The following is a 26,321-nucleotide window of genomic DNA, read 5'->3' on the forward strand; positions in this document are numbered from 1 at the left end:
ACCTTACGCACCACTGGACGGCGGGCGCGGGGTGAACCGGTCCCGCCCGGAGCTCTCGACATCGGGCTCGCGGAAGGCGGACAGCTCCTCAGCCCCCGCCCGTCGTCGGCCCCTTCTCGTCTGCGCCGGTCAAAGGGGCCAGGACTGTCGGGGATCGTCCAGCCAGGCCCGCTGGCCGTCGGGGGCGACGGTGAGGCCCAACCGCTCGAACCCGGGAGAGCCGTGCCCGGTCCACCAGTCGTAGGCCGCTTCCACCTCGTCCCAAAGCCGGCGCGGCCCGGACTGCCAGACGCGGGATCCGGCCTGGTCGTTGCCGAGCATCACCACCGCCCACGACCGGTCGATGAGACTGTAGAACCAGATGGGTCGGGCGTTACCGCGCTTGTCGGCTACCGCCTGGACGCAGCCCCGCACCCGGAGACCGAGCACGAACGGCAGGACGCCGCGGCGGCCGCCGGCGAACCGTTCGTCGGTGATGCTCGTTCGTGACTCGTCGGCACCTTCGACACCCGTGGGCGGGACGTAGTCGCGTGGATCGACTGGGGCGCGGCGCTGGGCCCGGCTCTTCATGAACTCGACCCCCGCGGTGAAGTGCCCCGACGCGATGCCGTTGGTGACCGTGAGCCGGGCGATGGCATCGGCGTGGCTGTAGTGCGTTCCCCAGGGGGCGACGATCAGGCCGCCGGGACGGGTCTGCTCGATCAGCGCTCCGGGGGTCTGGTGCAGGCCGAAGGTGACGAGGATCCGGTGGTAAGGGGCCCGGGGCCGGTAGCCGGCCGCGCCGTCCCCTACCGCAAGGGTGGGTTCGAGTCCCCTTGCATGCAGGCGCTGCTTGGCATGCCGGGAGATGGCCGGGTCGACTTCCACGGTGGTGACGTTGCCTTGGCCGCAGCGGTGGGCGAGGGCGCCGGCGGTCTCGCCCGTTCCGGTGCCCACGTCGAGCACGTTCATGCCCGCGTCAGCGTCCAGCTCGCGGAGGAGGCGGTAGACGACGGACGGCATGGATGACGAACTGGTCGCGGTCTTCCCCGGGGCCGTCCCGGCGTGCCGGCCGTCGTCCCATTGCGTGACGATCGGCTGGTCGGAGTCGGTGGCGGCGTACCAGGCTTCCGGATTCAGGGTCTTGTCGACGGGGACGCTCGCCCGGCGAGTCATGTCCCACGGCCACATCACGTCGGGTAGGAACTGCGCGCGGTCGACGGCATCGAACGTTGCCTGCCAGTCCGGGTGCAGGATGCCGGCCATGGAGAGAGACCGTCCCAGCCGCTCACGGCCGGGACGGTCCGCAGACACGGGGAGGACGCTCACTCTTTGCGATGGGTGCCGTCGCCGGGCGGCGTCGTCCCGTCGGGACTCGGCTCATCGGGCGTCCATGGAGTTCCGGGCAGGTCGTCACCCTCTTCGCCGCCGTTGCGGAGTGCGTACAGCAGGCGCATCGCGTCTCCCTCCAACTGTCAGGCCGCCAGCCTGGTGCACCCGGCAGCCGCTCCGCAAGACGGCGGAGCGGTGCCGTAGGCACACGGGCCGGGTAGCCGGCCGGGGTATCCCGCATCCCCACGGCTGCCCTGAACCGCACTTCCCCTCAGGAAACAGGCGCCCCCGAGACGGTGTGCCAACTGCCCAACCACCTGTCCGACCAACACCACTGCTGGCAGGAGGAGTTGAGGAGAAGTGCGGAGGGGTGTGGCTCTTGCGGTTGGGCGGATGGCAGGCCCAAACGGCGGTCCTGGGCGGCACGGACTCGGGCCAACCGTTGACGCACCCACTGGAGCCCATCGATCGGAGCCCCCGCCGAGCGCATGCCGCCGATCAAGGCCGCCTGGACCTACACCCGACACCGAGCGAAAAGACCGGTGGACCGCGTGGACCGCCGTAGAGCCCGCCCGATGGGTCAGAGACGGGTGCCGAGGATGCTCCAATCGACCGGAATGCCGTGGTCCGTGAAGAGTCCGCTCAGGGGCATCTTGATGTGGGACTGAATGGGAGTGTCGTCCTTCGGCTCTGCCGCGGCCTGTGCGGACACGGGGCCAAGAAGCAGCGTCGCAAGCGCGAAACCGGCGAGTGTACGGCGTGTTTTTGTCATGGTTTGCCAACGAGCCGACGGCGGTGACGTCACCACACGGCGTCCCATGACCTGCCGGAGGGAATTGCGTTCCGGCACGGCCGATACGAGCATCATGACGGCGACGAACGAAGACGGGCATCGCAGTGGGCGTGGAACGGCTCAGAACCCAGCGGCGACCCGTCGGACAGGTCGTACCCGTGGCGCTCGCCGCCCGAAGAGCACGTTCAAGTGGCCAAGGCGCCGTGCCCGGCTATCCAGACGCAGTGAAGGGCCTGGTTTTCACCAGGCCCTTCACCTTCGATCTAGTAGCGGGGACAGGATTTGAACCTGCGACCTCTGGGTTATGAGCCCAGCGAGCTACCGAGCTGCTCCACCCCGCGTCGGTAGGTTGAACTGTACGGCATCGACCCGGCTAAACCGAATCGACGTTCGCCCGGGGCGGCGGCCGCTTTCGTGAGCACCGTCGGCAGGTCACGAGCATGATCCAGCCTCTGCCTCCGCAAGGCCGGCCGAGCCAGGCTTGTCGGTGCGTCCGACCTCTTCGGGCCGAGCGGGGCGGGCTGCCGTGCCAGTGCCTGAGGCGGTGGGCCTGGCCGGTTCGGGCGGGGATTGATCGCGGTTCGTGAAGGGTGTGTTCGCGGAGTGCGTCTTGGTTGGTGCCGTGCCTGCGGCTTGACTGTGGTTGGGCGGAAGGACCGCCCGGTTCAGCGGAGTGACAGGAATACCTCATGTCGAGCACGGAACCCAGGGACGTGGTGCAGCGCTACTTCGACGCGCTGGCGGTTGGCGATCAGGACGTGATCTGGGACTCCTGGGCCGAGGACGGCAGTTGTTGGTACGGCGGCGACCTGCCGATCTCCGGCACCTGGCAGGGACGGGACCAGGTGATCAACGGTTTCCTGAGGACGGCCTTCGCTCATCTGGACCCGGACCAGGAGGTTGGCGTGCGGGTCACCAACGTCTTCGGTGAGGGTGAGCAGGTGCTCGTCGAGTGGGACTCGTGGGCGACTGGTAAGACCGGCAGGCCGTACCGCCAGAGGAACATCGGTGTCTTCACCGTCCGCGGCGGAAAGATCACCAACATGCGCGAGTATGCCGACACCCAGCACTGGGAGCGCGCCTTGGTCGCCGACCCGTCCTGAACCGCCGGGCCTGTGGCCTCTCGGGGGCGGGGTACGGGAAGGGCCTCGGTGGCTTCTTCGGCAGGAGGCGCGTCGACCGCGTCCGTACTCGCCCCTGCCCGGCTCCTACGCCACGACCTGCCCCCGGCCGCACCGGTGAACGACGAACTCCCCGACGCCACCCGCGCGATACTCCTCGCCGACCTGGCGACTCCGCGCACCACCACCGAGCTCGCCCAACGCCACGAACTCGCCGGCGGCGGTGCGGGCGGACGCCGCCGAGCCCGCTCTCACTCCCGCCAGTCGGCGACCAGGGCCAGCAGGCCGGGGAAGCGGGCCTCCAGATCCTCGATCCGGACGTGGCTGCGCCGCTCCAGCCCGTACTGCCGCTGACGGATCAGCCCGGCCTCCCGCAGGGTCCGGAAGTGGTGGGTGAGTGAGGACTTGGGGCGGTCGAAGTTGAACCAGCCGCAGGTGTGGTCGAAGTCCTCCGACTCCAGCAGCAGGGTGCGCACGATCCACATCCGCAGCGGATCGCTCAGCGCGCCCATGACGACCCGTAGCTGTAGGGCGTCCCGCTTGGGTTCCGGCAGCGGCTCGGGCGCGCCGGCCGGAACGGGCCGCTGGAACGCGGCGATGTCGGGCCGTGGCATACCTGCCTGGTGTGCCTCGCCGGACCGCGGTCCGGTCCGCCCCGCTGTCGTGGACGACGTCCTTGCGCTCATCCCGGCGCTCCTCTCGTTCGACGACCTCATCCCTAGTACGACTTGCATCGTACTGCAGTTGCCTGTACGAATCTTCTCGTACTGCTTGTACGAATCATCTCGTACTGGCTGGATGAGGAGGGGACACCCATGCCTGAAACCCGTATGGCACCCATGCCCGGAACCGGTACGCCACGCCCGACCGCGGCCCGTGCGGTGCCCGCACCTCGATCGGCACCCCAGCCGACGACCGGACCGGTCGCCGCGGTCCGGGCCGCGGCGCCGCCGCCGACCAGGGAGATCTGGTTCGCCGCCTGGCCGGTGGTCGCCCTCTTCATCCTGTCGAACGCCGCGATGCCGCTGTACGCGGTCTGGCAGCGCCAACTCGCCTTCGGGTCGGGCACCCTGACGCTGATCTACGCGGCCTACATGGTCGGGCTGCTGGGCGCGCTGCTGGTGGCAGGGGTCGCCTCGGACCGCGTCGGACGGAAGCCGGTCCTGGTGCCGGCGCTGCTCCTGGGTCTCGTCGCCTGCTTCGTCTACGCCACCGCGCCCTCGGTGACCGCCCTGGTCGTCGCCCGCCTGGTGACCGGCGTGGCCACGGGCGCCGCCGTATCGGCCGGTATGGCGGCGGTGACGGACATCGCCGCTGGACGGAGCATCGGGCCGCTGCTGGCATCCACCGGGATGGTCCTGGGCGCCGGGATCGGCCCCGTACTGGCCGGGGTGCTGTCGGAGACCGTGCCCGGACCGACCGTGACCGTCTTCGTCGTGGAAGCCGTCCTGCTGATCACTGCGTTGGCGGCGGTGGCCAGGATGCCGCTGCCCCGGCGGGACCGCGGATCCGGCGCCGCCGCGTCCGGCTCCTGGGTACGGCTGCCTGCCGTACCCAAGGCCAACCGGCGTCATCTCGTCCTCGGGCTGGCTGCGTTCGCTCCGGGCATCAGCGCCACCTCCTTCGTGCTGTCGCTCGGGCCGTCGCTGCTCACCGGCCTGCTGGGTACCACGAACCGGGTACTGGCGGGCGGGATGGCGCTGACGATGTTCCTGTCCGCCACCGGCGTGCAGTTCGCGCTGCGGCGGATGGCCGTCCGCACCGTCCTGCTGATCTCCGGTGCGGCCACCGTCGCCGCCACCCTGGCGCTGATCACCGCCGTCCACACCGTCTCGCTCGCCCCCCTGGTCGCCGCGGCGGTGCTGGCCGGCGCGGGCCAGGGCGCCGGTCAGCTGGGCGGACTCACCCTGCTCAGTCGTGAGGTGCCGGCCGCCCGCCGCGCGGAGGCCAACGCGGCCATGAACGCGGGGGGTTACCTCCTCGCCGGCGTCCTCCCCGTCGCCGACGGCTTCCTCGGTGACGCCATCGGCCTGCCGGCGGCCGCCACCGCCTTCGGCCTCGCGGTCGCCGCCCTGGCCGTGGCAGGCGCGGCGCTGGTCGCGGTACGGGGCGGCGAGCCGCGCGGCTAGGACCGGGCGTCGAAAACCCAGCGAGATGCGTGCCCGGGGCGCCTCCCAGCGTGACCTGGGAGGCGCCGCGAGGCAGACGGGAGTTTGACGGCACTGCTCGCCGCGTGAACCCTCCAGCCGGCAGCGATCCTTGGCCAGTCACCCAGTCACCCAGTCACCCAGTCACCCAGGCGGCCAGGCGGCCAGCCAGTCAGGCGGGCGGGCGGCGGGTGAGGGAATCGCCGGATGCTGTGAAGGTTCGGCCTGCGCGGCCTACTTGGCATACATGGCCTGCGCGGCAGGAAGTCCAGCCAGGCAACTGAGCCTCGTCATGGTCATGGAGGCGGATCAGTCATAGGGTGCGGTGTCGTGAACAGTGAAACGGTCGGCGAGCGGCTGCGTGTACGGGCCAGCACCGCCGGATACGGTGAGGCGGCCGAGGCACTGGCCGAGCAGTACGAGAGCGTGACCTTCGCCGAGGTGCACCGCGAGGTCCTGCATCTGTTCCCCTCCCGGCCGAGCTCGGTCCTGGACATCGGGGCGGGCAGCGGGCGGGACGCGGCGGCTCTGGCTCTCCGGGGACACCGGGTCGTCGCCGTCGAACCCACCGCCGAGCTCCGCTCGTTGGGTCAGCGCATCCACGCCGACCAGGAGATCGAATGGGTCGATGACGCGCTCCCCGAGCTGCCGGTCCTGGGCGTACGGCAGCGTCGCTTCGGCCTCATCCTGTTGACTGCGGTCTGGATGCACCTCGACGAACGGCAGCGCGCCTCGGCCATGGCCCGCCTGGTCAGTCTGCTCGAACCCGGGGGGCGAGTGATTCTCTCCCTGCGCCACGGCCCGGTCCCGGCCGGCCGCCGCATGTTTCCGGTCTCCGCACAGGAGACCATCGACCTCGCCGGGAAGTGCGGGCTGGGCGTCGTTCATCTCGCAGAGCGCGAGGACCCGCACGGACGCCCGGGAGTGGCCTGGACCTATCTCGGTCTTCAGCTCGGTGCAGCCGACACCAACACGCCGGCAGCGCGGGCGACTTGGACACCGCTCGCCGAACGCTGACGTCGCCGACCTCCACCCCGATCAGCATCGGGTACGTCCACGGGCAGATGGCGAGGTGGACGACGCCCAACAGGGAGATCAGGGAGATCGGAGCGACGAGGGCGACGAGGGCGACCAGGGTGATCAGAGCAACCGGGAGATCACGGCACGGTAATGGGAGCGGAGCGTCGTCTCGCCGTCGTAGACGCTCAGCTGGTGTGGGCCTCCACGGCATCGATGATCTCGGGCCAGAGCTCGCGCGGGCGGTCGTGTCCCATGTCGGGGATCAGCAGGAGCTCGGCTCCGGGCACCAGGTCCGCGGTGCGTTGCCCACCGCTGGGGTCGATCAGCGTGTCATCCAGGCCGTGGATCACCAAGGTCGGTACCTGGAGCTCTTGGAGTGCGTCCGCGCGTGAGCCGCTGAGGACCATCGCTCCGAGCTGACGCCCGACCCCGGCGGGGTAGTAGGCACGGTCGTAGCTGTGAGAAGCCAGTTCGCGAAGGACCGCGGGGTCGCCGTAGCGCTTGGAGGCCCACACCAGGTCCCGGTCCGCCGCCGCGATGTATCCCGCGCGGTCCGCCGGCTTCGGGGCGAACAACACTGCCTGGGCTTCCGGACTGGACTGGCCGTATGCGTTCTCGCCGGTCGAGGACATCATCGACGTCAGGGTCAGTACCCGCTCCGGCTGGGTGATGGCCATCGTCTGGGCGATCATTCCGCCCATCGAGGCTCCGACCACGTGGGCTCGTGCGATACCGAGCGCGGTGAGCAGGCACAGGCCGTCGGCGGCCATGTCCGGCAACCTGTAAGGCACCATCGCGAGGGCGGAAGGAAGGTCTCCCGAGCTCACGGCGGTGATGAACCGGCCCACGTCGACGGGGTGGTCGTCGAACTTGGTGGACAGTCCACAGTCGCGGTTGTCGTACCGAATCACGTAGCGGCCGCGATCTGCCAGCGCGCGGCAGAAGTCCTCGTGCCAGGAGAGCATCTGGGCGCCGAAACCCACCACGAGCAGAACGGCGGGGTCACCGGGATCACCGAAGCCCTCGTAAGCGAGGGTTACTCCGGGTGACACGTCAACGAGCGGCATACGCGGAGCCTGTCATGATCGGCTGCCGGACCGCATCGGGATTACTCGTGTCGCCCGTCGGGGAGCTGTGGCAGCGACGCGCGCAGCAGGGGCTTGTGGCCATCAGTCCGCGCCGGGTGAGGGTCGGGACCGCGAACGCGGCGCGGACGAACCGGACTTCGCGCCACCCCTGCCGCAGAGCTGGTTCGCCCGGCGCCATGTCCCTCGCCATCGCGCTGAACTGAGGGCCCGGCTTGCCACCCCTCTATACGTTGCGTGTATACATGCAGATCATAGTCGGCGGGTCCGTTGCTCGGCGACCCTTGCCACCCGGTCTGGAGAACCCACCGTGCGCAAAGACAGTTCGACCCTTTCCGTCCGACAGAGACCCGGCCTCGACGAGGTTCCCGCAGGTCGGAGGGGCGAGCGGAAGGGGAAGTCGAGCGGGCCGGTCGGGAGGACGCGGCTGGCCGCCATCGACGGACTGCGCCTCGTGGCCGCCGTCGCGGTGGCCGCCTTCCACTACCTGGGCACGACGACCCCTCGCTTCTGGGGTGACAACGACCCGAGGCAATTCGCTCCGGCGCTGCACGAGATCAGCCGCTACGGCTGGCTGGGCGTGGAGTTCTTCTTCATGATCAGTGGATTCGTGATCTGTATGAGCTGCTGGGGACGCACCCCCGTGCAGTTCGTCGTCTCCCGCGTCTCCCGGCTGTTCCCGTCGTATTGGTGCGCAGTGCTGATGGCCGTCGGCCTGGTCCTGATCGCCCGGCTCGGTCATCTTCAGGCAGCCACGCCGATCGACCTCCGAACGGTCCTGGGGAACCTGACGATGGTCCCGGGGCCGCTGGGACTCCAGTTGATCGAGGGAGTCGCCTGGACACTCTGGGTGGAGGCCCGCTTCTACCTGCTGATGGCGGTCATGTTGTTCTTCGGGCTCACCTATCGCCGCATGATCGCCTTCTGCGGGACCTGGCTCACTCTCGCGGTCGCCGCCCGCGAACTCGACTCGGCCGTACTCGACGAGTTCTTCGTCAGCCAGTACGCGGGCCTCTTCGTCACCGGAATAGCGCTCTACTTGATGCACCGGTTCGGACAGAACCTCGTGCTGTGGCTGCTGGCCGGATTCGCCTGGTGCTACGAACTCACGGTCCTCAACGACCGGGTGGCCGCCCACGCCGTGCGGCCCGCTGAAGGGGGCGCGCTCTCCTGGGCCGTCTGTGCCGCGGTGCTGACCTTCTTCCTCGCCGTTCTCGCGCTCGCGGGATTCGGTCCGCTCGCCCGACTGCGGTGGCGGTGGCTGGTGACCGCCGGCGCGCTCACCTACCCCTTCTACCTGGTGCACCAGAGCATCGGCATACCCGTGGCCAAGGGGTTGCTGCAGAAGGTCCCCGTGCTCGGCGTCCTCCCGTCGATGGCTGTGGCAGTCACGTTTTCCCTGCTGCTTTCGGCTGTCGTCTACCACTTGGTCGATGGCCCCCTCGGCCGCGTGCTGCGACGCCAGCTCGCACGCGGAATGAGCCCTCAGCAACGATCGGCGGCCACAACGGTGCGGAATCAGCGCGAACAGGCCGGCCCCTGGCGGCAGTTGCCCGCACCCGCGGGACAGACCGCGGGACCGGTCACGGAACGGGACACCGGCAGTGTCCGAACCGACGCGTGAACCGAGCGGTGCCGCCCCGTGACCGCGCGAGCGCCAAGCTGACCGGGGTCGACCTCGTGCGACCGTGCCGCCCCGGCCGTCGGCGGCGCCGTCCTCGCCCGAGGTCCCAACCAACGTGGTCGAGACCTCGGGCCGTCTGGAAGAGGAACGATGAGCCGAAGCTCGGGGGGAGAGAGGTCGTAGCCGGGTGAGGCTGTTGGGCGGCTCTACGTGGCTGGCGTGTGCGCCGTGTTCCGGGTGCGGATGTGCTGGCTGAGGAAGAGGGCCGCGCGATCCAGTGCCTGGTCGGCTTCGTCCAGGACGCCGGTGAACGACTGGAACACGTGCGGTACGTCGGCGGTGATGTCGAGGATGACGTCCACTCCGGCCGCCCTCGCGCGCGCGGCCATCCGCGTGGAATCGTCCAGGAGCACTTCGTTGGTACCCGCCTGTAGGAGCATCGGGGGGAATCCGGTCAGGTCGGCGAGGGTGGCGGGGCTGAGCATGGGGTGGTGCGGGTCCCGCCCCGCGAGGTACATGGCCCCGGTGTGTTCCAGGGACTCGCGTGTGAAGAACGGATCGGCGCCCGCCTTGGTGTCCATGCTCTCGCCCGTCCGGGTCGTGTCGAGTCCGGGGGAGAACGCCACGATCGCGGCGGGCAGCGGCAGGCCCGCGTCGCGGGCGGCAAGGCAGGTGGTGATGGTGAGGCCGCCACCGGCTGAGTCCCCGGCGAACGCGATCGCCGACGGCTCTTCGCCGCTGTCGAGAAGTGCGCGGTAGGCGCTCAGCGCGTCGTCGATCGCGGCCGGGAACGGGTGCTCGGGGGCAAGCCGGTAGTCCAGGGAGAAAGCCCTGAACCCGGTCTTGGTCACCAGGTTCCCCGTCAGCGACATCGCCGTTTCGGGTGAGCCGAACACGAAGCCGCCGCCGTGGAAGTACAGGATCGTCCCGGCTCTCGGGTCGTCGGCGGGCTCGACGAGCACCGCGGGTCGGTCGCCGAGCGCCGTAGCGCCCGTGCGGATCCCCGTCGGAACGATCATTTCGGCCATCATCGCGCTGAATCCCGCGCGGATTGCCTCCACCGATTGAGGGCCCTCGGGTCGGGGCTGCCGCACCATCGCGTCGATCTTCGCGCGCTGTTCCCTGCTCATTGTCGCCTCCACGGTAAGTACATGCCGGTACACTATATGCCGTGGCATCTAAATCAAACAGTGACCCGGTCGACCTCCCGGGCTTCTTCGCCGACCTCGTCCGGTGCGAGACGCGCCTCTACAACGCCTTGAACGACCGCCTTCGCGAGCAACACGGGATCGTCACCTCGCAGTTCGAGTTCCTGCGCTTCCTGCGCGACCACCCCGGGGCCCGGGTGGCGGACCTCGCCACCGAGTTCGCCGTCGGAATCGGGGCGACCAGCAAAGGCGTCGACCGCCTGGAGAAGCAGGGATGGGTCATGCGGCAACCGAATCCATCGGATCGCCGATCATCACTGCTCGCCCTGACCGATGCCGGCTTGCGGCTCGTCGATGCGGCGGAGGGCACCTTCACCGATGGACTGGCCGAGCTGGTCGGAGGCGCCCTCGGCAGTTCCTCGGGACCGGCCGCTGCCCAGGCACTCTCGGCACTGCGGTCCGCGCTCGAACGCGACCAGATCGGCCTGCCCACAGGGTGACTGGCATGCGTACCGGTCGGAAAACCCGGCAACAGGCCGCCGCGACCGGCCGAGGAGGACGGAAAGCGGTTGCCCCGAGGCCCGAGGTCACGTTGGCTGGGCAGCATGGCCGAACTGCGTACCGATCGCCTCAACCTTCGTCGATGGCGCGACTCCGACCTTGCACCATGGGCGGCGATGAATGCCGATCCCGAGGTTCGAGAGCACCTGGGCGACCTGCTCACCCGTGAACAGAGCGACGCCTCCGTGGCGCGTTTCCAGGCCGAGTTCGACCAGCGAGGCTATGGGTGGTGGGCGGTTGAGGTGCAGGCCACGGGCGAGTTCATCGGCTTCGCGGGCTTGGACCGGGTGGATGACGACATGCCGTTCACGGGAGTGGAGATCGGCTGGCGGCTCGCCCGCTCGGCCTGGGGCCAGGGCTACGCCACCGAGGCCGCGCTGACAGTCCTGGCCTACGGCTTCAACACCCTTGGGCTTCCCGAGATCCTCGCCGTGACAACGGCCACCAACCTCCGTTCACAGGCGGTGATGCGCCGAATCGGCATGACCCGGGACCCGGCCGACGACTTCGACGACCCCACCGCGCCCGAAGGACCATTGCGTCCCAACGTGCTGTACCGCATCACCCGTGATGCGAGCAACTGACCTTCTCCGCCTGATCCACGGCCCGCGCTCCTCGTCGAGGGCAGAGTACTGGCGGTCGCGCCCCCACCCGCCTGCCCCTGCCCCTGCGGTGAGCGGTTCGCTGCAGACACCGCAGACCCCCACCACCCCCGTTAACCCATTGCGAAGGGCTGGCGGAACCGTTACGTTTTCGGCCGCCGCGTCGTTCCCGACCGGCGCCGTCAACAAGGAGGTGTAGAGCACATGCGCAGGACTGTCCAGCAGCTGATCTCGACCGCTGACTGCATCCACCTCCTCACGACGGAGACGCCTTGTCCCTGCGCATCACCCCACTGACCGACCCCGACAGCAGCCCGTACAGTCGGCGCCTCGCCTGGCTGGCATCCGACGCCGCCGGCAGCCCCGTCGGGTCGGCGTTCCTGCGTCTGTTCACCGATGGTGGACAGGATTACCTCGCCGAACTGGCCCTCCACGTCCACCCGGTGGAGCGACGGGGACGCATCGGCTCCCGACTCCTCGACGTCGCCGTGGCGGCCGCCCGGGACGACGCCCGACGCGCCGTCATCGCGCAGACCGAGGCCGGGTCACCCGGCGCAGGCTTCCTGTCGGCCCGGGGCTTTCGCAAAGCCCTCACCTTCAGGTACACCCGCCTGGCGTTGGCCGATGTGGACGTCGCCGCGCTCGCGCGGATCGTTGAGCGGGCGCGTCCCGGCTACCGGCTGGCGTCGTGGCGCGGGACCGTCCCCGACGAACTCGCCGAAACGTTCGCCGCCTCGCGCCGCGCCATGGACGACATGCCGATGGACGACACCGACTACGGCACCATGACCTGGGACGTGGACCGGGTTCGGGCCGTGTCCCGTAGCGTCGAGGAGCGCGGAGACCACCTGCACACGGTCGTTGCCATCGACACGTCCGACGGTTCGATCGCCGGATTCACAGAACTGGTCGTGCCTGGCAAGGGCAAGGGCGACGGCCAGCACTACGGCACCGCCGTGCTGCCCGAGCACCGCGGTCACGGCCTCGGACTGTGGATGAAGGCCGAGTCGATCAGCCAGGCCCGGACCCGCTGTCCGGACCTCGCCGGCCTCCTGACCGACACCGCCGACAACAACACGCACATGAGACACATCAACGACGGCCTCGGCTACACGCCGACGCACGAGGAGCTGCTGTACCAGCTCGATCTGTAAAGACGAAAGGGCGGGCCGGACTTGGTCCTCACCCAGGTCCGGCCAGCTGTTCAGTCGAGGACCGCGGTGGCTTCGATCTCGACGAGATGGTCGGGGACGTCCAGTGCCGCTACGCCCAGCAGCGTGGCCGGCGGGACCGGAGTAACGCCCAGCCTCACGGCCGCCCGGGAGATTCCTTCCAGGAGCAGGGGCATCCTGTCGGGGGTCCAGTCGACAACGTAGAAGGTCAGTTTCGCCACGTCGTCGAAGGAGCCACCGGCCTCGGCCAGGGCGGTGCCGATGTTGAGGTAGCACTGTTCGACCTGCGCGGTGAGGTCGCCCGCGCCGACCGTGGTCCCCTCGGCGTCCCAGGCGACCTGCCCGGCGATGAAGATCAGCTTCGACCCGGATGCGATCGACACCTGCCGGTAGACGTCGATCTTGGGCAATCCGCTGGGGTTCACCAGAGTGATGGCCATGCTGCCTGCCTCCTTGTCGTGAGAGTCAGTGGTCTCTTGTGGTTACTCAGGAACGGTAAGAGAGCCTCTGCTGACATGGAAGAACGCACTTTTCGGTGACTGGGGAACCCCATGGTGACCAAGCAGTTGGAGGGCTTGCCCAAGGGTGAAGCAGACCTGACCCGCGCGGACTCGTCGGCCCGGGAGATCTTCTCCCGGGCCTTGCGGGCGACAGTTGACGCAATGTGCGACCGGACCCACCGGTACACGAGCACCCCAGGAGGTACAGGTGCCGAACCTCATCGACGCGGAGACGTCTCTGCCGTGGGGGAGGGGTGGTTGGCGTAGTCGTGACGGTTTCAGGACATTTGTCGGTCCGGCTGAAGGGGAGGAATGGGGGCGACCAGGGTTTTGGCGGAACACCGTGGACCGCCGAGCAGGAAGGGAGTGTTCGCGTTGCGTACCACTCGGAAGATCATCGTCACCGTTGCCGCTGTCGTGTTGGTGGGTGCCGCGGGAGGGGGAGCGGCGCAGGCGTCGTCAACGACGGCCGTGACCACGACGCCCGGCGATCAGGTTCCCTCCGCATGCCGTCCGGCGAACCACACCGCGAAGATCACTGCGGGTCCTGCCAGCGCGGGGCATCACCATTACCGGGTCACCCTGACCGCGGCGCCCGGGTACGAACCGTGCGAGCTGGCGGGGTCGCCGACCGACGTGCGGTTCTACCGCCACGGTTCTCTGAACGGGGTCACCGCCGGGCGGTACGGCCCGCAGCGCACGGCGGTGAACTTCGGCCCGGGCCACCCGGTGCACTTCGACATCCAGGTTCCCAACAGTGCCGGCGGCGCTCCCGCCGACGAGGCGGCCTTCACCCTCAAGGCTCCCGGAGGTGTGATCCCCGGTGAGTCCACCGCCTACGGTCACCTCACCGTCGACGCCGGCACCGTCATCGGTCCGGTCCGGCCCGGCGCCTGACCGCCCTCCCCGCACGCCTCGGCGGCATCCCGCAGAGCACCGACCGATCTGACCTGACCGGCCCGACATGCAACGGGCCCCGGGGTTGAGCCAAAGGGAGGCGTGCGGGTGGGGTGTGCGCGGTCATGCGTCCTTGGTGGCTTCGGCCGTCAGTAGTGCCAGCAGGCCGGGGAACCGCTGCTCGATGTCGGTCCGGCGGAGGGTCGCCATCCGGCTGTTGCCCCGGTTGACCTGGCGGATCAGGCCCGCCTCGCGGAGTGTGCGGAAGTGGTGGGTGACCGTCGCCTTGCTGACCGGCAGCGCGAAGGAACTGCAGGTGCGTTCCTCGCCGTCGGGCCCGGCTGCCAGTTCCCGCACGACGCGCCGCCGCAGCGGGTCGGCCAGCGCGGACAGCACGTTGCCGAGCTCGATCTCCGCACGTCCGGGGTGCCCCTCGTCGTCGGGCATCACCACCACCTCCAAGGTACGGCTTGCATCGTACCTTGGTGTGCCGTTAGCGTCCCTTAGGTACGACGCAAGTCATACCTATGTGCCATGGAAGGAAAGTCGCTCATGCATCAGCCGTTCACCCTCGTCGGCACCGCCCGACCCAAGCCCGAGCGCGTGGAGGATCTGCGGCAGCTCCTGCTCTCGTTCGTCGAACCGACGCGACAGGAACCCGGCTGCCTCGAATACCACTTCCATGAGGACCGTGACGAGCCAGGCGTGTTCGTCTTCTACGAGGCATGGCGGAGCCAGCACGACCTGGACGCTCACCTGACCCTCCCTCACCTCCGCGACTTCTGGGAGCGGCGCATGGAGTACCTGGAGCGCGACCTGGAGATCCGGTACCTCACGATGCACAGCCCCTACGAGGGAAGGGCGGACCGCGCGTAAGCCGGCGAGGCCCCGTCGGCGCCGCCGAAGACGCCACCGCCGAGGCCGCTGACGACGCCGTGACCGGCGGCGAGCGGCCTGCCGGCCCGGACCTCCAGAGCGCCGCGTGGCAGGCAGGCCGCGTGGGTGCACCTGTCGGTTCCTGGACCGCTTGGGGGTGGTTCAGCGGCCGCTCGCTCCTGTCAGTGTCCTTGGCCAACAGGCCACCCCACGGACGGCGTTACCCCACTTTCCTGATGCTCCACTGTTCGAGCCTGCCTGCTACGACGGCGAATTCCCCTCCTCCTGTGCAGCCTGGAGGTCGGCGAGGAGTTCGGCCTGTCCGGCCAGGACTCCCGACAGGATGGTGCGGGCCACCCTCAGCAGCTCGGCGACGTGCGGGCTGGTCAGCGAGTAGTACACGGTCGAGCCCTGCTTGCGGGTCGTGACCAGGTTCATCCTGCGGAGCACGGCCAACTGCTGGGAGAGGTTGGCGGGTTCGACGCCCACCTCCGGCAGCATTTCGGCCACCGCGTGCTCGCGCTCGCTCAGCAGCTCCAGGACACGGATGCGTACGGGGTGGCCGAGAGTTTTGAAGAACTCGGCCTTCAGCCGGTACAGCGGCGTACTCATCGCGCCGTCGCCTCCCCGATACGGCAGCACAGCCCCACCGGCCGGATCCCGGCGCATCGCATCCACCCACTCGTCAAGAACATGCGGACCATCCTCGCCTGCGGAACCGGGTCGAACCGAATCCGCACCGGAGAACCGCGCCGCTGTATCCAGCATCGAAGACCCCGGCAATGAAGACGCCGGCAATTACGAATGTGGGCAATGGCTGAGCGTGTGAGTGGGGAGGAAGGGGAGGGAGGCGGAATGCGCAGGCGTCACCTTGCGGTGCGGTAGTGGTGCCGCCTGGTTCGCAGGTCGCCTGCGCCCCCCATGTGCCGTTCCGCGGCCGTTGTTCGGGACGGCCGTGACCGTTACCCTTCGCCGCCCGACCTGCCGCTATGCGCGCTGCTCCGTCCCGGCCGGCCATCCGCTGGTGCGCCACTCGTGGCGTTCCGTCCCGTGTCCGTTGGGCTGTGGCGCACCGTGGGTGGCGAGCGCGGTGTTCAGGTCGGCGTGGACCGGAATGGGCGGGCAGTCGCCGGCCGGGACGAGGGAGCCGTCGGCGGGGATCGCCGCCAGTTCCATGCTGCGGCCCGCCTCGGTGAGACGGCGCGCGGCGTCGGCGATGGCCTGCTGCCCCTCGCCCGACCAACCGCGCAGTTCGCTCAGGTCGACGATGACCGGGCCGGTGCCCCGGGCCAGTACCCAGCCGACCGCGCCGGTGAACCGACGGGCTGCGTCCGGGCCCAGATGTCCGGCGACCGACAGGATGCCGAGGTCTTCCTCGACGGTGTAACGCCATTCGATGGTCACGGTGAACTCCTTTGTGCGGCCGGTCTGTCGGGGTCAGAGCGGGAGGGTGATCCAAATACCCTTCCCACCGACCGGGGAATCCGCACGTACGACGGCCGTGCCGCCCAGGCCGAGGACGAGTTCCATCACCGTGGCGAGCCCGCCCCCATCGGTGCCGGCGACGGGCCCGTACAGCGAGGGCTGGTGGGGGTGGGAGTCGTGGACGGCGAATACCAGACAGTCCCGGCTGGCCGCGTAGACCACGGTGACCTGCGGGGAAAGCTCGGCGGCGTGCCGGATGCTGTTGGTGACCAGTTCGCTCAGGATCAGCAGCGCCGGGTCCACCGTGGGGTGGCGCAGCGAAATGCCCCATCCGGTCAGTGCCAGCTCGGCGGTCTCGCGCGCGATCCGGACGGCGGACGGTTCGCTGGGCAGCGTGAGCACGTGCCGGTAGGGCAACGTTTCCAACGGTGTGAGCATCACGCCTCCGTACCGGTGAGACGCGAGCCGATCACCGCGGGCGCCGGCCCGGCCGCGCTCCCGGCATGCCGCAACTCGGCCAGCAGTTCGTTCTGCCCGGCCAGCATCTCGGTCAGGATCCGACGCGCGGCCTTCAGCAGGTCGGCGACGTCCCCGCCGGCCAACTCGTAGACGACCGTGGAACCCTCCCGCGTCGAGGTGACGATCCTGGAGCGGCGCAACACGGCCAGCTGCTGGGACAGGCCCGAGGGCTCCACCTCGATCTGCGCGAGCAGGTCCCGTACGGGTTTCGGTCCGTCCTGGAGCAGCTCCAGCACCCGTATCCGCACGGGGTGCCCGAGCATCCGGAAGAACTCGGCCTTGGCCTGGTACAGCGGAACAGACATAACCCCTCAGACTTCCCCGACCGCAGCCCGCTCGGGGCACGCGCGCAAGGCTGTGCCCACGGCCGTGTACGGGCACAGCCGAACGGAAACAGAATCTAGGCAATTGCGAAATTTTGCAATTCAGCATTTACTAGTTGCCGCGATAGTCAATCATTCGTGCGTGTATGCGCGCGTGGAGGTCCGATGGGCGGGGGGGGAGGAAAGTGGGCAGCGATGTAGCCGAGTTCCCGCGGGCGGTGTGGCGGATTCCGGTGAAGCCGCCGGCTGGTCACGAAGATTCCCTGGTCCAACGGCGCTCGTCATGCCCGACGTTGGTGAGGGCGTCGTGATCCAGACGGACCGGTTCTCGCCGTGCCACGTCTGCCCCGCATGCCAGACCATCGAATCCAGACACCGGATACCAGAAGCACTCAGGAGTGCAGTCGTGCCTGACGCACCGGCCAACAACCAGTCACCGTCCACACCGTCCTTCGGGGGCGGGATGTCCGAAGAGCGGAAGGAGCGGGGCGCGTCCTGGCGGGTGTTCATCTACATCGCCGGCAGCCACCTTCTGCTGGGCTTCCTGGCGCTGCTGTTCTACGTCGGCAGCCACGCCGGCAAGTAGCCGGCCGGCGAGCGGAGGGGACGTGCGGCGCGCCAGGCACGGGACACGGACGGGGGTGGCGTCGCCGGAGGCCGGACGTGTTCTCGGCCCACGATGTTGTTGGTGCCGGGCAACGCCGTGGTCCTGACCGCTATGCCCAGGTCGGTGTCCAGGTCTCGGTGTCGGAGCGGTCGCACTGCTCGGAGCGGAAGTGGTCGCGGAGTGCGGCAAGCGCCGGGTGCGGGTTGTCGCGGTGCCATACCAGTGAATGCGGGTAGACCGGTGCCGGGTCGCGCACGGCGATGCGTCGCAGGCCGTGGTCGGCGGGCCAGACGAGGCGTGTCTGCTCGCCGACGAAGGTCGCCAGTGACCGGGAGTCGGCGATGGTGTCCAGCAGGGGCTCGGTGCCGAAGTCGGGGCCGGTGATCTCGATGGTGAGCGAGAACGCGGCGGCGAGGTCACCGTAGTAGGCACCCCATTCGGTTCCGGGGACGAGACCGGGCATCCAGATCCGGTGCCCGACGAGTTCGGCGGGCGTGACCGCGCGGACGGCGGCGAACTCGTGGGCCGGTCCGGTGAGGAGCTGGATGGGCTCGTCGAAGACCCGGGCGGCCCTGATGTCGTCGGGGAGCTGCCGGCCGGGCATGGTGACGGCGCGGAAGGACGCGTCGATGGTGCCGGACCGGATGGCGTTGATGGCCGCGTCGGCATCGAAGAGGGTCACGACATCGAGCTCGACCTCGGGGTGCGCGCGATGGAAGTCGCGCATCAGGGACGCCGGAGCGAGCCGCCGGCCGATCACGTCGACGCGCAACGCGCGGCGGCCGGGAGACACGGAGGCGACTGCCCGCGCTTCGGCCCGTACGAGGTCGCGGGCGTGCGGCAGGAACGCCTGCCCGTCGATGGTGAGCTTCGCTCCACGCGGGGCGCGGGTGAACAGCCGCACGCCGAGGATCTTCTCCAGCGTGGCGATGCGTTTGGAGACGGCCTGCTGGGTGATCGACAGTTCGGCGGCAGCGTCCTGGAACCGCCCCGCGTCCGCGACAGCCATGAAGGTGCGCACAGCATCAAGATCCACGCCGACCATGGTAACGACACAACGAAAGGTTGTGCTTTCCTGGCCGATCGGTTGTTTGAGCTTGCCACCCCTACCCGCTTTGATGCCGGGGGTCAGCGTGTGGTTGTTCGGATCGGCGTGAGGTGTGTTGGGTATGACACGTAGGCGGGGGCTGGGCAGGCAGTTCCGGTGGCTGTGGTCGGCGTATGCGGTCAGTTCGTACGGCACATGGCTCGGGTTCGGTGCGTTTCCCCTGATCGCGATCGTCGTGCTGCACTCCGGGCCGGCCCAGGTGGCGGCGCTGTCCGCCGCGGGGCGGGCGGTGGGGGCCGTGGTGGCGGTGCCGCTCGGACCGTGGGTGGAGTTCCGCCGTAAGCGGCCGGTCATGGTGGCGATGGATCTGGCCCGGTTCGCAGCGTTGCTGAGCGTCCCCGCGGCGTTCGCGCTCGGCTGGCTCAGCGTCGCCCAGCTCCTCGTCGTCTCCGTCGTCGTCGCCGCGGCCAACATCGCCTTCAACGCGGCCAGCGGTGCGTATCTGAAGGCGCTCGTGCCGCCGGAGGACCTGCTCGTCGCGAACGGCCGGTTCGAGTCCACGATGTGGACCTCGACCGTGGTCGGACCACCGCTCGGCGGGGCCGCGATCGGGATGTTCGGCCCGATGACGACCGTGGTGGCCGATGCGGTCAGCTACCTGCTCTCGGCGCTGGGCATCCGTGCCATCGGCGGGACGGAACCGCACCCCGTGCGGACCGGCGCGCCGCGGCTGCGGGCAGGCGATCTGTTCGCCGGATGGCGCTCCATCCTCACCCACCCCGGGCTGCGCCCGCTGTTCTTCAACGCGATCGTGGGCAACGGTCTGATCATGGCCTCCGAGCCGCTGCTCGCCGTACTCATGCTGGGCCGCCTCGGGTTCACACCTTGGCAGTACGGTCTCGCGTTCGCGACGCCGTGCATCGGCGGACTCATCGGCTCACGCCTGGCACGCCCGCTCGTGGCGCGGTTCGGGCGGCACAAGGTGATCGTCACCGCCGGTGCGCTGCGCGCGTGCTGGCCGGTGGGATTGGCGTTCGTCCGGCCCGGTGTTCCCGGGATCGCGCTCGTCATCGCCCTCCAACTCGGCCTGGTGACCTGCTGTGGCGTGTTCAACCCGGTGCTGGCCACCTACCGGCTCGACCAGACACCGGCGGACCGGGTCGCCCGCACCCTGTCCGCGTGGTCGGTCAGCAGCAGCGCCACCATCGCGGCCCTGACCGCCGCGTGGGGTCTGCTGGCCGCCCTCACCAGCCCCCGCACCGCGATCGCCGCCGCCGGAGTCCTCCTCCTGGCCACCCCGCTGCTGCTCCCGCGCCGCGAGAACGCGCCCCAGAAGGCCCGGGAACAGGCCACGAGCCTCACCTGACACACCGCGGCTCGACACCGTTCCCCGAAGTCGGCCCCGGACTCCCGTCCCGGGCCTATCCGTAGACCAGCGACCGGGCCTGCGCGTAGCCCTCGCGGATGCGGCGGCCGGTGGTGCGGTCGGCCGGAGCGGGAATCCGGCGCGCTGCGGCGAGCGGCCAGTGTGGTGGCTCGGGTGTACCGGCCAGTGCCCAGGCAGCCTGGCGGGCCGCGCCCAGGGCGACGTACTCCTCGGGTTCGGGCACGGTGACGGGGACGCCGAAGATCTCGGCGGCGATCTCACCGACCACGGGTGACTTGGCGGCCCCTCCGATGACGAGGACGCGCCCGGCGCTGACGCCCTGGGCACGCAGCCGGTCGAGGGCGTCGGCCATATTGCACAGCATGCCCTCGACGGCAGCCCGGGCGAGGTTCGGCGGGTGCATGTTCGCCTTGCGCATGCCCATCAGACTGCCCGCGGCCTCGGGGAGGTTGGGGGTGCGCTCGCCACCCAGGTAGGGGAGGAGCACCAGGCCGCCGGCGCCGGGCTCGGCCGCCCGGGCGAGGGGGCCGAGGTCGTCGAGTGCGATGCCGAGCATGCGGGCGGTGGAGCTGAGGACCCGGGCGGCGTTGAGGGTGCAGACCAGCGGCAGGAAGTGGCCGGTGGCGTCGGCGTAACCGGCGACCGCGCCGGTGGGGTCGCCGGTGGGGTGCGCGGAGTGGGCGAAGGCCGTGCCACTGGTGCCCAACGAGACGACGACGTCGCCCGGTTGGATGCCCAGTCCCAGGGCCGCGCCCATGTTGTCGCCGGTCCCCGCCGCCACGAGGGCGCCGTTCGGGGTGCGGCCAGCGGCCTCGTACGGGCCGAGCACGCGGGGCAGTTCGGGAGTGCGGCCGCCGAAGGCGAGGGCGAGGAGGTCGGGGCGGTAGGCGCCCTCGGCCGGGGACCAGTAGCCCGTACCCGAGGCGTCGCCGCGGTCGGTGACCGGTTCGACGCGCGTCCCGGGCCCGCCGCACAGCTGCCAGGTCAGCCAGTCGTGCGGTAGCAGCACCCGCGCGGTGCGGTCCGCGTGCCGCGGTTCGTGCTCGGCCAGCCAGCGCAGTTTGGCGATGGTGAGGGCCGCGACCGGTACGGTGCCGACCGCCTCGGCCCACTTCTCCGGCCCGCCGAGGTCAGCGACGAGATCCGCCGCGGCCCGCGCGGAGCGGGTGTCGTTCCACAGCAGGGCGTCGCGCACCGGCTGCCCCGCCGCGTCCAGGGCCACCAGGCCGTGCTGCTGCCCCGCGACCGCGACGGCATCCACGTGTTCCAGGAGGCCGTCGCCGGCTTCGAGGAGCGCCTGCCACCAGGTCTCGGGGGCGACTTCGGTGCCCTCGGGGTGGGTGGCGCGGCCGCGGTGCAGGATCTCTCCGGTGCCGGCGTCGCAGACGACGACCTTGCAGGACTGGGTAGAGGAGTCCACCCCGGCAACTGTGGGCATGACGAAGTCGCTTCCGTACAACGAGACGGGGGGGTAGGGGAGTTCAGGGCTGCGGACGGAGCTGGATCTTGCGGCCGGAGCCGTTGCGGAACGTCCGGAGGGCGGTGCCGAATTCGTCCAGGGGGTAGCGGTGGGTGATCATCGTGTCGGCGTCGATGACGCCCTTGGCCATCAGGTCGACGGCGCGGCCGAAGCTGTGCAGGACGGCCATCGATCCGACGATGGTGATCTCGTCGTTGTAGACCCGGAACGGCGAGAAGGACGCCGTGGCGGCGGACGGCGCGACGCCGAACTGCTGGAAGGTGCCCCCGCGCCGGACCCGGGTGAGACCGTCCTCGATGACGGGGATGACACCGGTGCAGTCGATGACGGTCTCCCAGCCCTGCGGCCGGTTCAGGGAGGGCGCGTCCGTCGCGGTGGCGTCCGCGCCCAGTCGTTCGGCGATCTCCAGCCGGTCCTTGTTGATGTCGACGACCGAGAGGGACGCCGCGCCGGCGGCCTTGGCGAGCTGGAGCATCATCAGGCCCATGGTGCCGGCGCCGTAGACGAGGTAGTGGTCGCCGAGGCGGCGCGGCAGGACGTCGAATCCGCGCACCGCGCACGACAGCGGCTCGATCAGCGTGCCGTGCGTGACGTCGACGTTCTCCGGCAGCGGGTAGCAGTTGGCGGCCGGCACCTTGACGTACTCCGCCATCGCGCCGTCCACGGTGTCCCCGATCGCGCCCCAGTTCTCGCAGAGGTTGCCGTGGCCGTTCGCGCAGTAGTGGCAGGCCCCGCAGAACAGTGACGGGTCGACGGCGACCTGCTCCCCGGTGCGCACTCCGGTCACGCCCGCGCCCAGCGCGACGACCTCGCCGGTGAACTCATGGCCGGGGATGATCGGGTACGGGGTGGGGGCGAACTCCCCCTGGACGATGTGCACATCGGTGCCGCAGATGCCCACCGCGGCGGGCGCGACGACGACCTCGCCGGGGCCGGGGGCGGGATCGTCGACGGTGGTGACCTCGTAGTGCCCGGGGGTGTGGATGACGACAGCACGCATGGACTCGGGGCCTCTCTCGGGGGATGCGCCGGGGGCGGGGGTGAGCCGCGGTTCGAATCGGCTCAGCTCTGGGAGACGTCGGTGCAGACGTCGACGGTGCGGACCTCGACGCCGAGGTCCCGGACGGGCTTCAGTTCGCGCTCCGGGGTGTCGGCGTCGGTGACGAGCAGGTCGTAGCCGCTGACGTCGCCGTACGGGTAGGTGGCGGTGCGGCCGAACTTGCTGTGGTCGACGGCGAGTACGGCGCGGTCGGCGGCCTGGAGATACGCCTGCTTGGTCTCGGCGTATGCGCGTACCGGGTGGTAGAGCCGGCCGTCGCGGACCGAGGTGGCGGTGACGAAGGCGATGGTGGCCCGGATGTCCTGGAGTTGACGGCGGGACTGCGGTCCGGCGCAGGACTCGAAGTCCTCGTAGTAGCGGTCGCCGAGCAGCGTGACCTCGGCCGGGGAGCCGGCCAGGAGGGAGGTGACCCGCAGCGAGTTGGTGATCACGCGGAGCCCTTCGACGGAGGTGAGCCGGCGGGCGAGCGGGAAGAGCGTGGAGCCGCAGTCGATCAGCACCGTGTCACCGGGGGAGACCTCCGCCACGAGCGCGTCCGCGATGGCGGTCTTGAGCGCGACGTTGGCGTTCTCCCGGAAGCGCAGCGCGCTCTCCATCGTGACGTTGGAGAAGGCCGTCGCCACTCCGCGGCCCTTGCGCAGCAACTGCCGCTCGTGGAGGTTGTCCAGGTCCCGGTGCATGGTCATCACGCTGACGCGCATCCGCTCGGCGAGATCGGCGATCCGGATCTCGCCTTCCTGGGCGACGTGGCGCAGGACCGCCTGCCGGCGCTCCTCCACCTCGGCCTCGGAGCCGCGACTCGCTCGCATCGTGGGCACGCCCCGTTCGTTTCCGCAGCGGCCTCTCCGCCGTGCCCTCACCCTAAGACATCACACACTTTATGTGAAGCTCTTGAAATTATCTGTGAGATCGCTGGCCTGATGGCCACTGCGCTCCGGCGTTCCCTCGCCCCCGCTTCACGTCTCCAGGTCGGCGCAATGGTCGGCAACGTAGGTCTGCAGGTCGCGTGGTGGTCGTCGGTAGCCGGTGCTCGGTGGGCGGGGCGGTAGTTCGAGAACGGGCGGGGTGACGTCGCGGTACGGCACCGTCGACAGCAGGTGGGCGATCATGTTGAGGCGGGCTCGGCGTTTGTCGTCGCTCTCGACGACGTACCACGGTGCCTCGCGGAGGTCGGTGTGGACGAACATGTCGTCCTTGGCCCGTGAGTAGTCTTCCCAACGGGTCAGTGATTCGAGGTCGATCGGGGAGAGTTTCCAGCGGCGGGTGGGGTCGTCCAGGCGCTGACGGAAGCGCTGTTCCTGCACGTCGTCGCTGACCGAGAACCAGTATTTGCGCAACAGGATGCCGTCCTCGACCAGCATGCGCTCGAAGACCGGGCACTGGTGGAGGAAGCGTTGGTACTCGGTGGGTGTGCAGAATCCCATGACCCGCTCGACGCCGGCCCGGTTGTACCAGCTGCGGTCGAACAGCACGATCTCGCCCGCCGCGGGCAGATGCTCCACATAGCGTTGGAAGTACCACTGGGTGCGCTCGCGTTCGGTGGGCCGGGGGAGCGCGACGATGCGCGCCACCCTGGGGTTGAGGGGGGCGGTGACGCGCTTGATGGTGCTGCCCTTGCCGGCCGCGTCGCGCCCCTCGAAGACCACGACGAGCCGGGCGCCCTCGGCGCGGACCCACTCCTGGAGCTTCACCAGCTCCGTCTGGAGGCGGTACAGCTCGCGCTCGTACCGTGCCTTCGACAGGCTCCCGGGTACCCGACTCCTGCCTCCGTGGTCGTCCGCCATGCGTCGACGGTACGGAGTCCTGGGCCGGTGCGGGCGGGCGTGGGGGCCGAATGGGGGCGCCGGCGGGTCGGTGTCCTCATCCGATGTGGGGCCGGACGGCCCTTTCCGACCGGCGTGCCGGGACGCAGGCTGGGGAGTGCTGCCCGACCGGGCGCGCCGTTCGGCCACCCGACGACCGTGCGGCGCGGAGCTGCTCCCGAGGAGGCCCGCCACCATGCCGAACACCCCGCACCGCGTCAGCGACGTCATGACGCAGCCCGTGGCGGCCGTCGACCGGGCGGCCGGCTTCAAGAAGATCGTCGAGACCCTGCGGCGGTGGCATGTGAGCGCCCTGCCGGTGGTCTCGGCCGAGCGGCGGGTGGTCGGCGTGGTGTCCGAGGCCGATCTGCTGCCCAAGGAGGGGTTCCGGGAGGCGGAGGCGGACGTACTTGAGCGGTTGCGGTTGGTCGATGACGTGCGCCGGGCGGAGGCCGTGACCGCCGGGGAGCTGATGACCAGCCCCGCGGTGACGGTGCACAGCGACGCCACGTTGGCCCAGGCAGCGCGCACGATGGCACAGGCATCGGTCAAACGGCTGCCGGTCGTGGACGGCGGCGGGCTGCTGGTGGGCATCGTCAGCCGTGCCGATCTGCTGAAGGTGTTCCTGCGGTCCGATGACGACCTCGCGCAAGAGGTGCGGGGGGTGCTCGCGAAGCTCTTCGCCGTGCCGACGAAGGACTTGCACGTCGTGGTCGCGGACGGGGTGGTCACACTGAGCGGGCACCTGCGTGACCGGTCGTTGGTGCCTGTGGTGGCACGTCTGGTGCGCAGCATCGAGGGGGTGGTCGACGTGGAGTACGACGTGACGGGCGTTGCGTCGGTGCCTGTCGTTCCGCCTGCGCAGGGGTCGATTCCGTGACCTGCGTGACCTCCGTGACTGTGTTCGTTCTGTGGCCCCTGTGGCCTCTGCGGTGGGCGCCCCGGCCGATCGGCGGGAGGTAGGGCCGGACGGCCCCTGCCGGGGGCGGGCGGGCGACCGCACGCTGAAGGTGTCACGGCCCCGGGACGACCGCAGCCGTGGGGAGGAGGCGTCATGACGCACAACCCGCACACCGTCGGCGAGGTGATGACCCAGACGGTGGTCGCCGTCGGTCAAGGGGCCGGCTTCAAGGAGATCGTCGCCATCATGGAGCAGTGGAAGGTCAGTGCCCTGCCGGTGCTCGCAGGGGAGGGACGGGTGATCGGCGTCGTCTCCGAGGCCGATCTGCTGCCCAAGGAGGAGTTCCGGAACGCGGTACCGGAACGGGTGGAGCAGCAGCGGCTGGACGATCTGCGCAAGGCCGGCGGACTGACCGCGGGTGACGTGATGAGCGCCCCGGCGCTGACCGTGCACGCCGGCGACACCCTCGCCCAGGCGGCGCGGACGATGGTGCGCAAGTCCGTCAAGCGACTGCCTGTGGTCGACAGTCGCGGCATGTTGGAGGGCATCGTCAGCCGCGCGGACCTGCTGAAGGTCTTCCTGCGCTCCGACGAGGAACTGGCGGCGGAGGTGCGGACGGAGATCGTCGACCGGCTGTTCACCGGTACGCCCGGGACAGTCGAAGTGCGCGTCGTGGACGGCGTGGTGACACTGCACGGACCGATCCGCGCCAGCGCGCTGCTGCCCGTCGCGGCCCGTCTGGTGCGGGCGGTGGAGGGCGTGGTGGACGTGACGTTCGACGTCCATATCGTTCCGGCGGGGGAGCGGCGCACGGTGGCCGGCTGAGGCGGCGGCCCGGTTGCGCGGAACGCGGGCGTACGGCGCACCTCGCGGGACCGGCGAGGGTCGGCACACCGCGTGGAGAAGGGAACC

The 26,321-nt window shown here is 69.9% G+C and carries 30 protein-coding genes and 1 tRNA gene; 13 read left to right on the top strand and 18 right to left on the bottom strand.

Features of this window, described 5'->3' with window-relative positions; genetic code table 11:
- Positions 1 to 129 precede the first annotated feature (129 nt).
- The 4 genes from ACFVT2_RS12660 to ACFVT2_RS12675 all read right to left on the bottom strand — a co-directional run bounded on the left by ACFVT2_RS12660 (position 130) and on the right by ACFVT2_RS12675 (position 2,445).
- Positions 130 to 1,245 (bottom strand): methyltransferase domain-containing protein, encoded by a 1,116-nt coding sequence (locus ACFVT2_RS12660; RefSeq protein ID WP_390015883.1) that lies wholly within the window; start codon positions 1,243 to 1,245, stop codon positions 130 to 132.
- A 59-nt stretch (positions 1,246 to 1,304) separates the two neighbouring features.
- Complete coding sequence (locus ACFVT2_RS12665; protein ID WP_390015886.1) at positions 1,305 to 1,436, bottom strand: hypothetical protein; 132 nt, start codon at positions 1,434 to 1,436, stop codon at positions 1,305 to 1,307.
- Positions 1,437 to 1,891: 455 nt separating this feature from the next.
- Positions 1,892 to 2,179 carry a hypothetical protein gene (locus ACFVT2_RS12670; RefSeq protein WP_390015888.1) on the bottom strand — a complete coding sequence of 96 codons (288 nt, stop codon included), beginning with the start codon at positions 2,177 to 2,179 and terminating at the stop codon, positions 1,892 to 1,894.
- A 192-nt stretch (positions 2,180 to 2,371) separates the two neighbouring features.
- Positions 2,372 to 2,445, bottom strand: a tRNA-Met gene (locus ACFVT2_RS12675).
- Between the two features lie 348 nt (positions 2,446 to 2,793).
- Here ACFVT2_RS12675 and ACFVT2_RS12680 point away from each other — a divergent pair.
- Positions 2,794 to 3,207, top strand: a complete 414-nt coding sequence (locus ACFVT2_RS12680) for a nuclear transport factor 2 family protein (protein ID WP_390015891.1) — start codon at positions 2,794 to 2,796, stop codon at positions 3,205 to 3,207.
- 269 nt (positions 3,208 to 3,476) lie between these two features.
- Here the strand turns inward: ACFVT2_RS12680 and ACFVT2_RS12685 are convergent, their stop codons facing one another.
- The gene (locus tag ACFVT2_RS12685; protein WP_390016015.1) at positions 3,477 to 3,839 is read right to left on the bottom strand and encodes an ArsR/SmtB family transcription factor; all 363 of its coding nucleotides are present in this window, start codon (positions 3,837 to 3,839) and stop codon (positions 3,477 to 3,479) included.
- 201 nt (positions 3,840 to 4,040) lie between these two features.
- Here ACFVT2_RS12685 and ACFVT2_RS12690 point away from each other — a divergent pair, with 201 nt between their 5' ends.
- Together ACFVT2_RS12690 and ACFVT2_RS12695 are read left to right on the top strand one after the other, a co-directional pair.
- Positions 4,041 to 5,354 carry an MFS transporter gene (locus tag ACFVT2_RS12690; protein WP_390015894.1) on the top strand — a complete coding sequence of 438 codons (1,314 nt, stop codon included), beginning with the start codon at positions 4,041 to 4,043 and terminating at the stop codon, positions 5,352 to 5,354.
- A 348-nt stretch (positions 5,355 to 5,702) separates the two neighbouring features.
- Positions 5,703 to 6,389, top strand: coding sequence for a class I SAM-dependent methyltransferase (locus ACFVT2_RS12695; protein WP_390015897.1), 687 nt, complete (start codon positions 5,703 to 5,705; stop codon positions 6,387 to 6,389).
- 188 nt (positions 6,390 to 6,577) lie between these two features.
- On the opposite strand, the gene ACFVT2_RS12700 is transcribed toward ACFVT2_RS12695, so the two are convergent.
- A complete protein-coding gene (locus tag ACFVT2_RS12700; protein WP_390015899.1) occupies positions 6,578 to 7,459 on the bottom strand; it encodes an alpha/beta fold hydrolase in 882 nt (293 codons plus the stop codon).
- A gap of 328 nt (positions 7,460 to 7,787) precedes the next feature.
- Here ACFVT2_RS12700 and ACFVT2_RS12705 point away from each other — a divergent pair, with 328 nt between their 5' ends.
- Positions 7,788 to 9,101, top strand: coding sequence for an acyltransferase family protein (locus ACFVT2_RS12705; protein WP_390015902.1), 1,314 nt, complete (start codon positions 7,788 to 7,790; stop codon positions 9,099 to 9,101).
- Positions 9,102 to 9,307: 206 nt separating this feature from the next.
- Here ACFVT2_RS12705 and ACFVT2_RS12710 read toward each other — a convergent pair whose 3' ends face one another.
- Entirely contained in the window at positions 9,308 to 10,231 is a 924-nt protein-coding gene (locus ACFVT2_RS12710; protein ID WP_390015905.1) for an alpha/beta hydrolase, read from the bottom strand.
- Positions 10,232 to 10,272: 41 nt separating this feature from the next.
- Between ACFVT2_RS12710 and ACFVT2_RS12715 the strand changes: the two genes are divergently transcribed.
- The 3 genes from ACFVT2_RS12715 to ACFVT2_RS12725 all read left to right on the top strand — a co-directional run bounded on the left by ACFVT2_RS12715 (position 10,273) and on the right by ACFVT2_RS12725 (position 12,566).
- Positions 10,273 to 10,749, top strand: a complete 477-nt coding sequence (locus ACFVT2_RS12715; protein ID WP_390015907.1) for a MarR family winged helix-turn-helix transcriptional regulator — start codon at positions 10,273 to 10,275, stop codon at positions 10,747 to 10,749.
- Between the two features lie 105 nt (positions 10,750 to 10,854).
- Positions 10,855 to 11,394: a GNAT family N-acetyltransferase gene (locus ACFVT2_RS12720; RefSeq protein WP_390015910.1), complete on the top strand. Its 540-nt coding sequence runs from the start codon at positions 10,855 to 10,857 to the stop codon at positions 11,392 to 11,394.
- 290 nt (positions 11,395 to 11,684) lie between these two features.
- A complete protein-coding gene (locus tag ACFVT2_RS12725; protein WP_390015914.1) occupies positions 11,685 to 12,566 on the top strand; it encodes a GNAT family N-acetyltransferase in 882 nt (293 codons plus the stop codon).
- A 50-nt stretch (positions 12,567 to 12,616) separates the two neighbouring features.
- Here the strand turns inward: ACFVT2_RS12725 and ACFVT2_RS12730 are convergent, their stop codons facing one another.
- Positions 12,617 to 13,024 (bottom strand): RidA family protein, encoded by a 408-nt coding sequence (locus ACFVT2_RS12730; RefSeq protein ID WP_390015917.1) that lies wholly within the window; start codon positions 13,022 to 13,024, stop codon positions 12,617 to 12,619.
- 435 nt (positions 13,025 to 13,459) lie between these two features.
- Here ACFVT2_RS12730 and ACFVT2_RS12735 point away from each other — a divergent pair, with 435 nt between their 5' ends.
- Entirely contained in the window at positions 13,460 to 13,981 is a 522-nt protein-coding gene (locus tag ACFVT2_RS12735) for a DUF4232 domain-containing protein (RefSeq protein ID WP_390015920.1), read from the top strand.
- A gap of 123 nt (positions 13,982 to 14,104) precedes the next feature.
- Here ACFVT2_RS12735 and ACFVT2_RS12740 read toward each other — a convergent pair whose 3' ends face one another.
- Positions 14,105 to 14,428, bottom strand: coding sequence for an ArsR/SmtB family transcription factor (locus tag ACFVT2_RS12740; RefSeq protein ID WP_390015922.1), 324 nt, complete (start codon positions 14,426 to 14,428; stop codon positions 14,105 to 14,107).
- Positions 14,429 to 14,533: 105 nt separating this feature from the next.
- On the opposite strand from ACFVT2_RS12740, the gene ACFVT2_RS12745 reads away from it, so the two are divergent.
- Positions 14,534 to 14,857: a putative quinol monooxygenase gene (locus ACFVT2_RS12745; RefSeq protein WP_390015924.1), complete on the top strand. Its 324-nt coding sequence runs from the start codon at positions 14,534 to 14,536 to the stop codon at positions 14,855 to 14,857.
- Between the two features lie 261 nt (positions 14,858 to 15,118).
- Here ACFVT2_RS12745 and ACFVT2_RS12750 read toward each other — a convergent pair whose 3' ends face one another.
- The 4 genes from ACFVT2_RS12750 to ACFVT2_RS12765 form a co-directional block, all read right to left on the bottom strand.
- Positions 15,119 to 15,469 (bottom strand): ArsR/SmtB family transcription factor, encoded by a 351-nt coding sequence (locus ACFVT2_RS12750; protein ID WP_390015927.1) that lies wholly within the window; start codon positions 15,467 to 15,469, stop codon positions 15,119 to 15,121.
- A gap of 375 nt (positions 15,470 to 15,844) precedes the next feature.
- Positions 15,845 to 16,261, bottom strand: coding sequence for an STAS domain-containing protein (locus ACFVT2_RS12755; protein ID WP_390015930.1), 417 nt, complete (start codon positions 16,259 to 16,261; stop codon positions 15,845 to 15,847).
- Positions 16,262 to 16,294: 33 nt separating this feature from the next.
- The gene (locus ACFVT2_RS12760; RefSeq protein ID WP_390015932.1) at positions 16,295 to 16,720 is read right to left on the bottom strand and encodes an ATP-binding protein; all 426 of its coding nucleotides are present in this window, start codon (positions 16,718 to 16,720) and stop codon (positions 16,295 to 16,297) included.
- The gene (locus ACFVT2_RS12765; protein ID WP_390015935.1) at positions 16,720 to 17,106 is read right to left on the bottom strand and encodes an ArsR/SmtB family transcription factor; all 387 of its coding nucleotides are present in this window, start codon (positions 17,104 to 17,106) and stop codon (positions 16,720 to 16,722) included. The genes ACFVT2_RS12760 and ACFVT2_RS12765 overlap by 1 nt, the downstream gene beginning before the upstream one ends.
- A gap of 424 nt (positions 17,107 to 17,530) precedes the next feature.
- Between ACFVT2_RS12765 and ACFVT2_RS12770 the strand changes: the two genes are divergently transcribed.
- Complete coding sequence (locus tag ACFVT2_RS12770) at positions 17,531 to 17,710, top strand: DUF6126 family protein (RefSeq protein WP_390015938.1); 180 nt, start codon at positions 17,531 to 17,533, stop codon at positions 17,708 to 17,710.
- 130 nt (positions 17,711 to 17,840) lie between these two features.
- On the opposite strand, the gene ACFVT2_RS12775 is transcribed toward ACFVT2_RS12770, so the two are convergent.
- On the bottom strand, positions 17,841 to 18,776 hold the full coding sequence (locus ACFVT2_RS12775) for a LysR family transcriptional regulator (RefSeq protein ID WP_390015940.1): 936 nt from the start codon (positions 18,774 to 18,776) through the stop codon (positions 17,841 to 17,843).
- Between the two features lie 124 nt (positions 18,777 to 18,900).
- Between ACFVT2_RS12775 and ACFVT2_RS12780 the strand changes: the two genes are divergently transcribed.
- Entirely contained in the window at positions 18,901 to 20,145 is a 1,245-nt protein-coding gene (locus tag ACFVT2_RS12780) for an MFS transporter (RefSeq protein WP_390015943.1), read from the top strand.
- Between the two features lie 55 nt (positions 20,146 to 20,200).
- Here ACFVT2_RS12780 and xylB read toward each other — a convergent pair whose 3' ends face one another.
- The 4 genes from xylB to ppk2 form a co-directional block, all read right to left on the bottom strand.
- On the bottom strand, positions 20,201 to 21,604 hold the full coding sequence (xylB, locus tag ACFVT2_RS12785) for a xylulokinase (protein WP_390015945.1): 1,404 nt from the start codon (positions 21,602 to 21,604) through the stop codon (positions 20,201 to 20,203).
- A gap of 43 nt (positions 21,605 to 21,647) precedes the next feature.
- Entirely contained in the window at positions 21,648 to 22,646 is a 999-nt protein-coding gene (locus ACFVT2_RS12790) for a zinc-dependent alcohol dehydrogenase family protein (RefSeq protein ID WP_390015948.1), read from the bottom strand.
- 62 nt (positions 22,647 to 22,708) lie between these two features.
- A complete protein-coding gene (locus ACFVT2_RS12795) occupies positions 22,709 to 23,515 on the bottom strand; it encodes a DeoR/GlpR family DNA-binding transcription regulator (RefSeq protein ID WP_390016017.1) in 807 nt (268 codons plus the stop codon).
- A 147-nt stretch (positions 23,516 to 23,662) separates the two neighbouring features.
- On the bottom strand, positions 23,663 to 24,490 hold the full coding sequence (gene ppk2 / locus ACFVT2_RS12800) for a polyphosphate kinase 2 (protein ID WP_390015951.1): 828 nt from the start codon (positions 24,488 to 24,490) through the stop codon (positions 23,663 to 23,665).
- Positions 24,491 to 24,704: 214 nt separating this feature from the next.
- Here ppk2 and ACFVT2_RS12805 point away from each other — a divergent pair, with 214 nt between their 5' ends.
- On the top strand, positions 24,705 to 25,388 hold the full coding sequence (locus ACFVT2_RS12805; protein ID WP_390015954.1) for a CBS domain-containing protein: 684 nt from the start codon (positions 24,705 to 24,707) through the stop codon (positions 25,386 to 25,388).
- A 174-nt stretch (positions 25,389 to 25,562) separates the two neighbouring features.
- Positions 25,563 to 26,234 carry a CBS domain-containing protein gene (locus tag ACFVT2_RS12810; protein WP_390015957.1) on the top strand — a complete coding sequence of 224 codons (672 nt, stop codon included), beginning with the start codon at positions 25,563 to 25,565 and terminating at the stop codon, positions 26,232 to 26,234.
- The last annotated feature ends 87 nt before the right edge of the window (positions 26,235 to 26,321 follow it).

The sequence above is a fragment of the Streptomyces sp. NPDC058000 genome (assembly GCF_042886435.1).
Classification (GTDB): domain Bacteria; phylum Actinomycetota; class Actinomycetes; order Streptomycetales; family Streptomycetaceae; genus Streptomyces.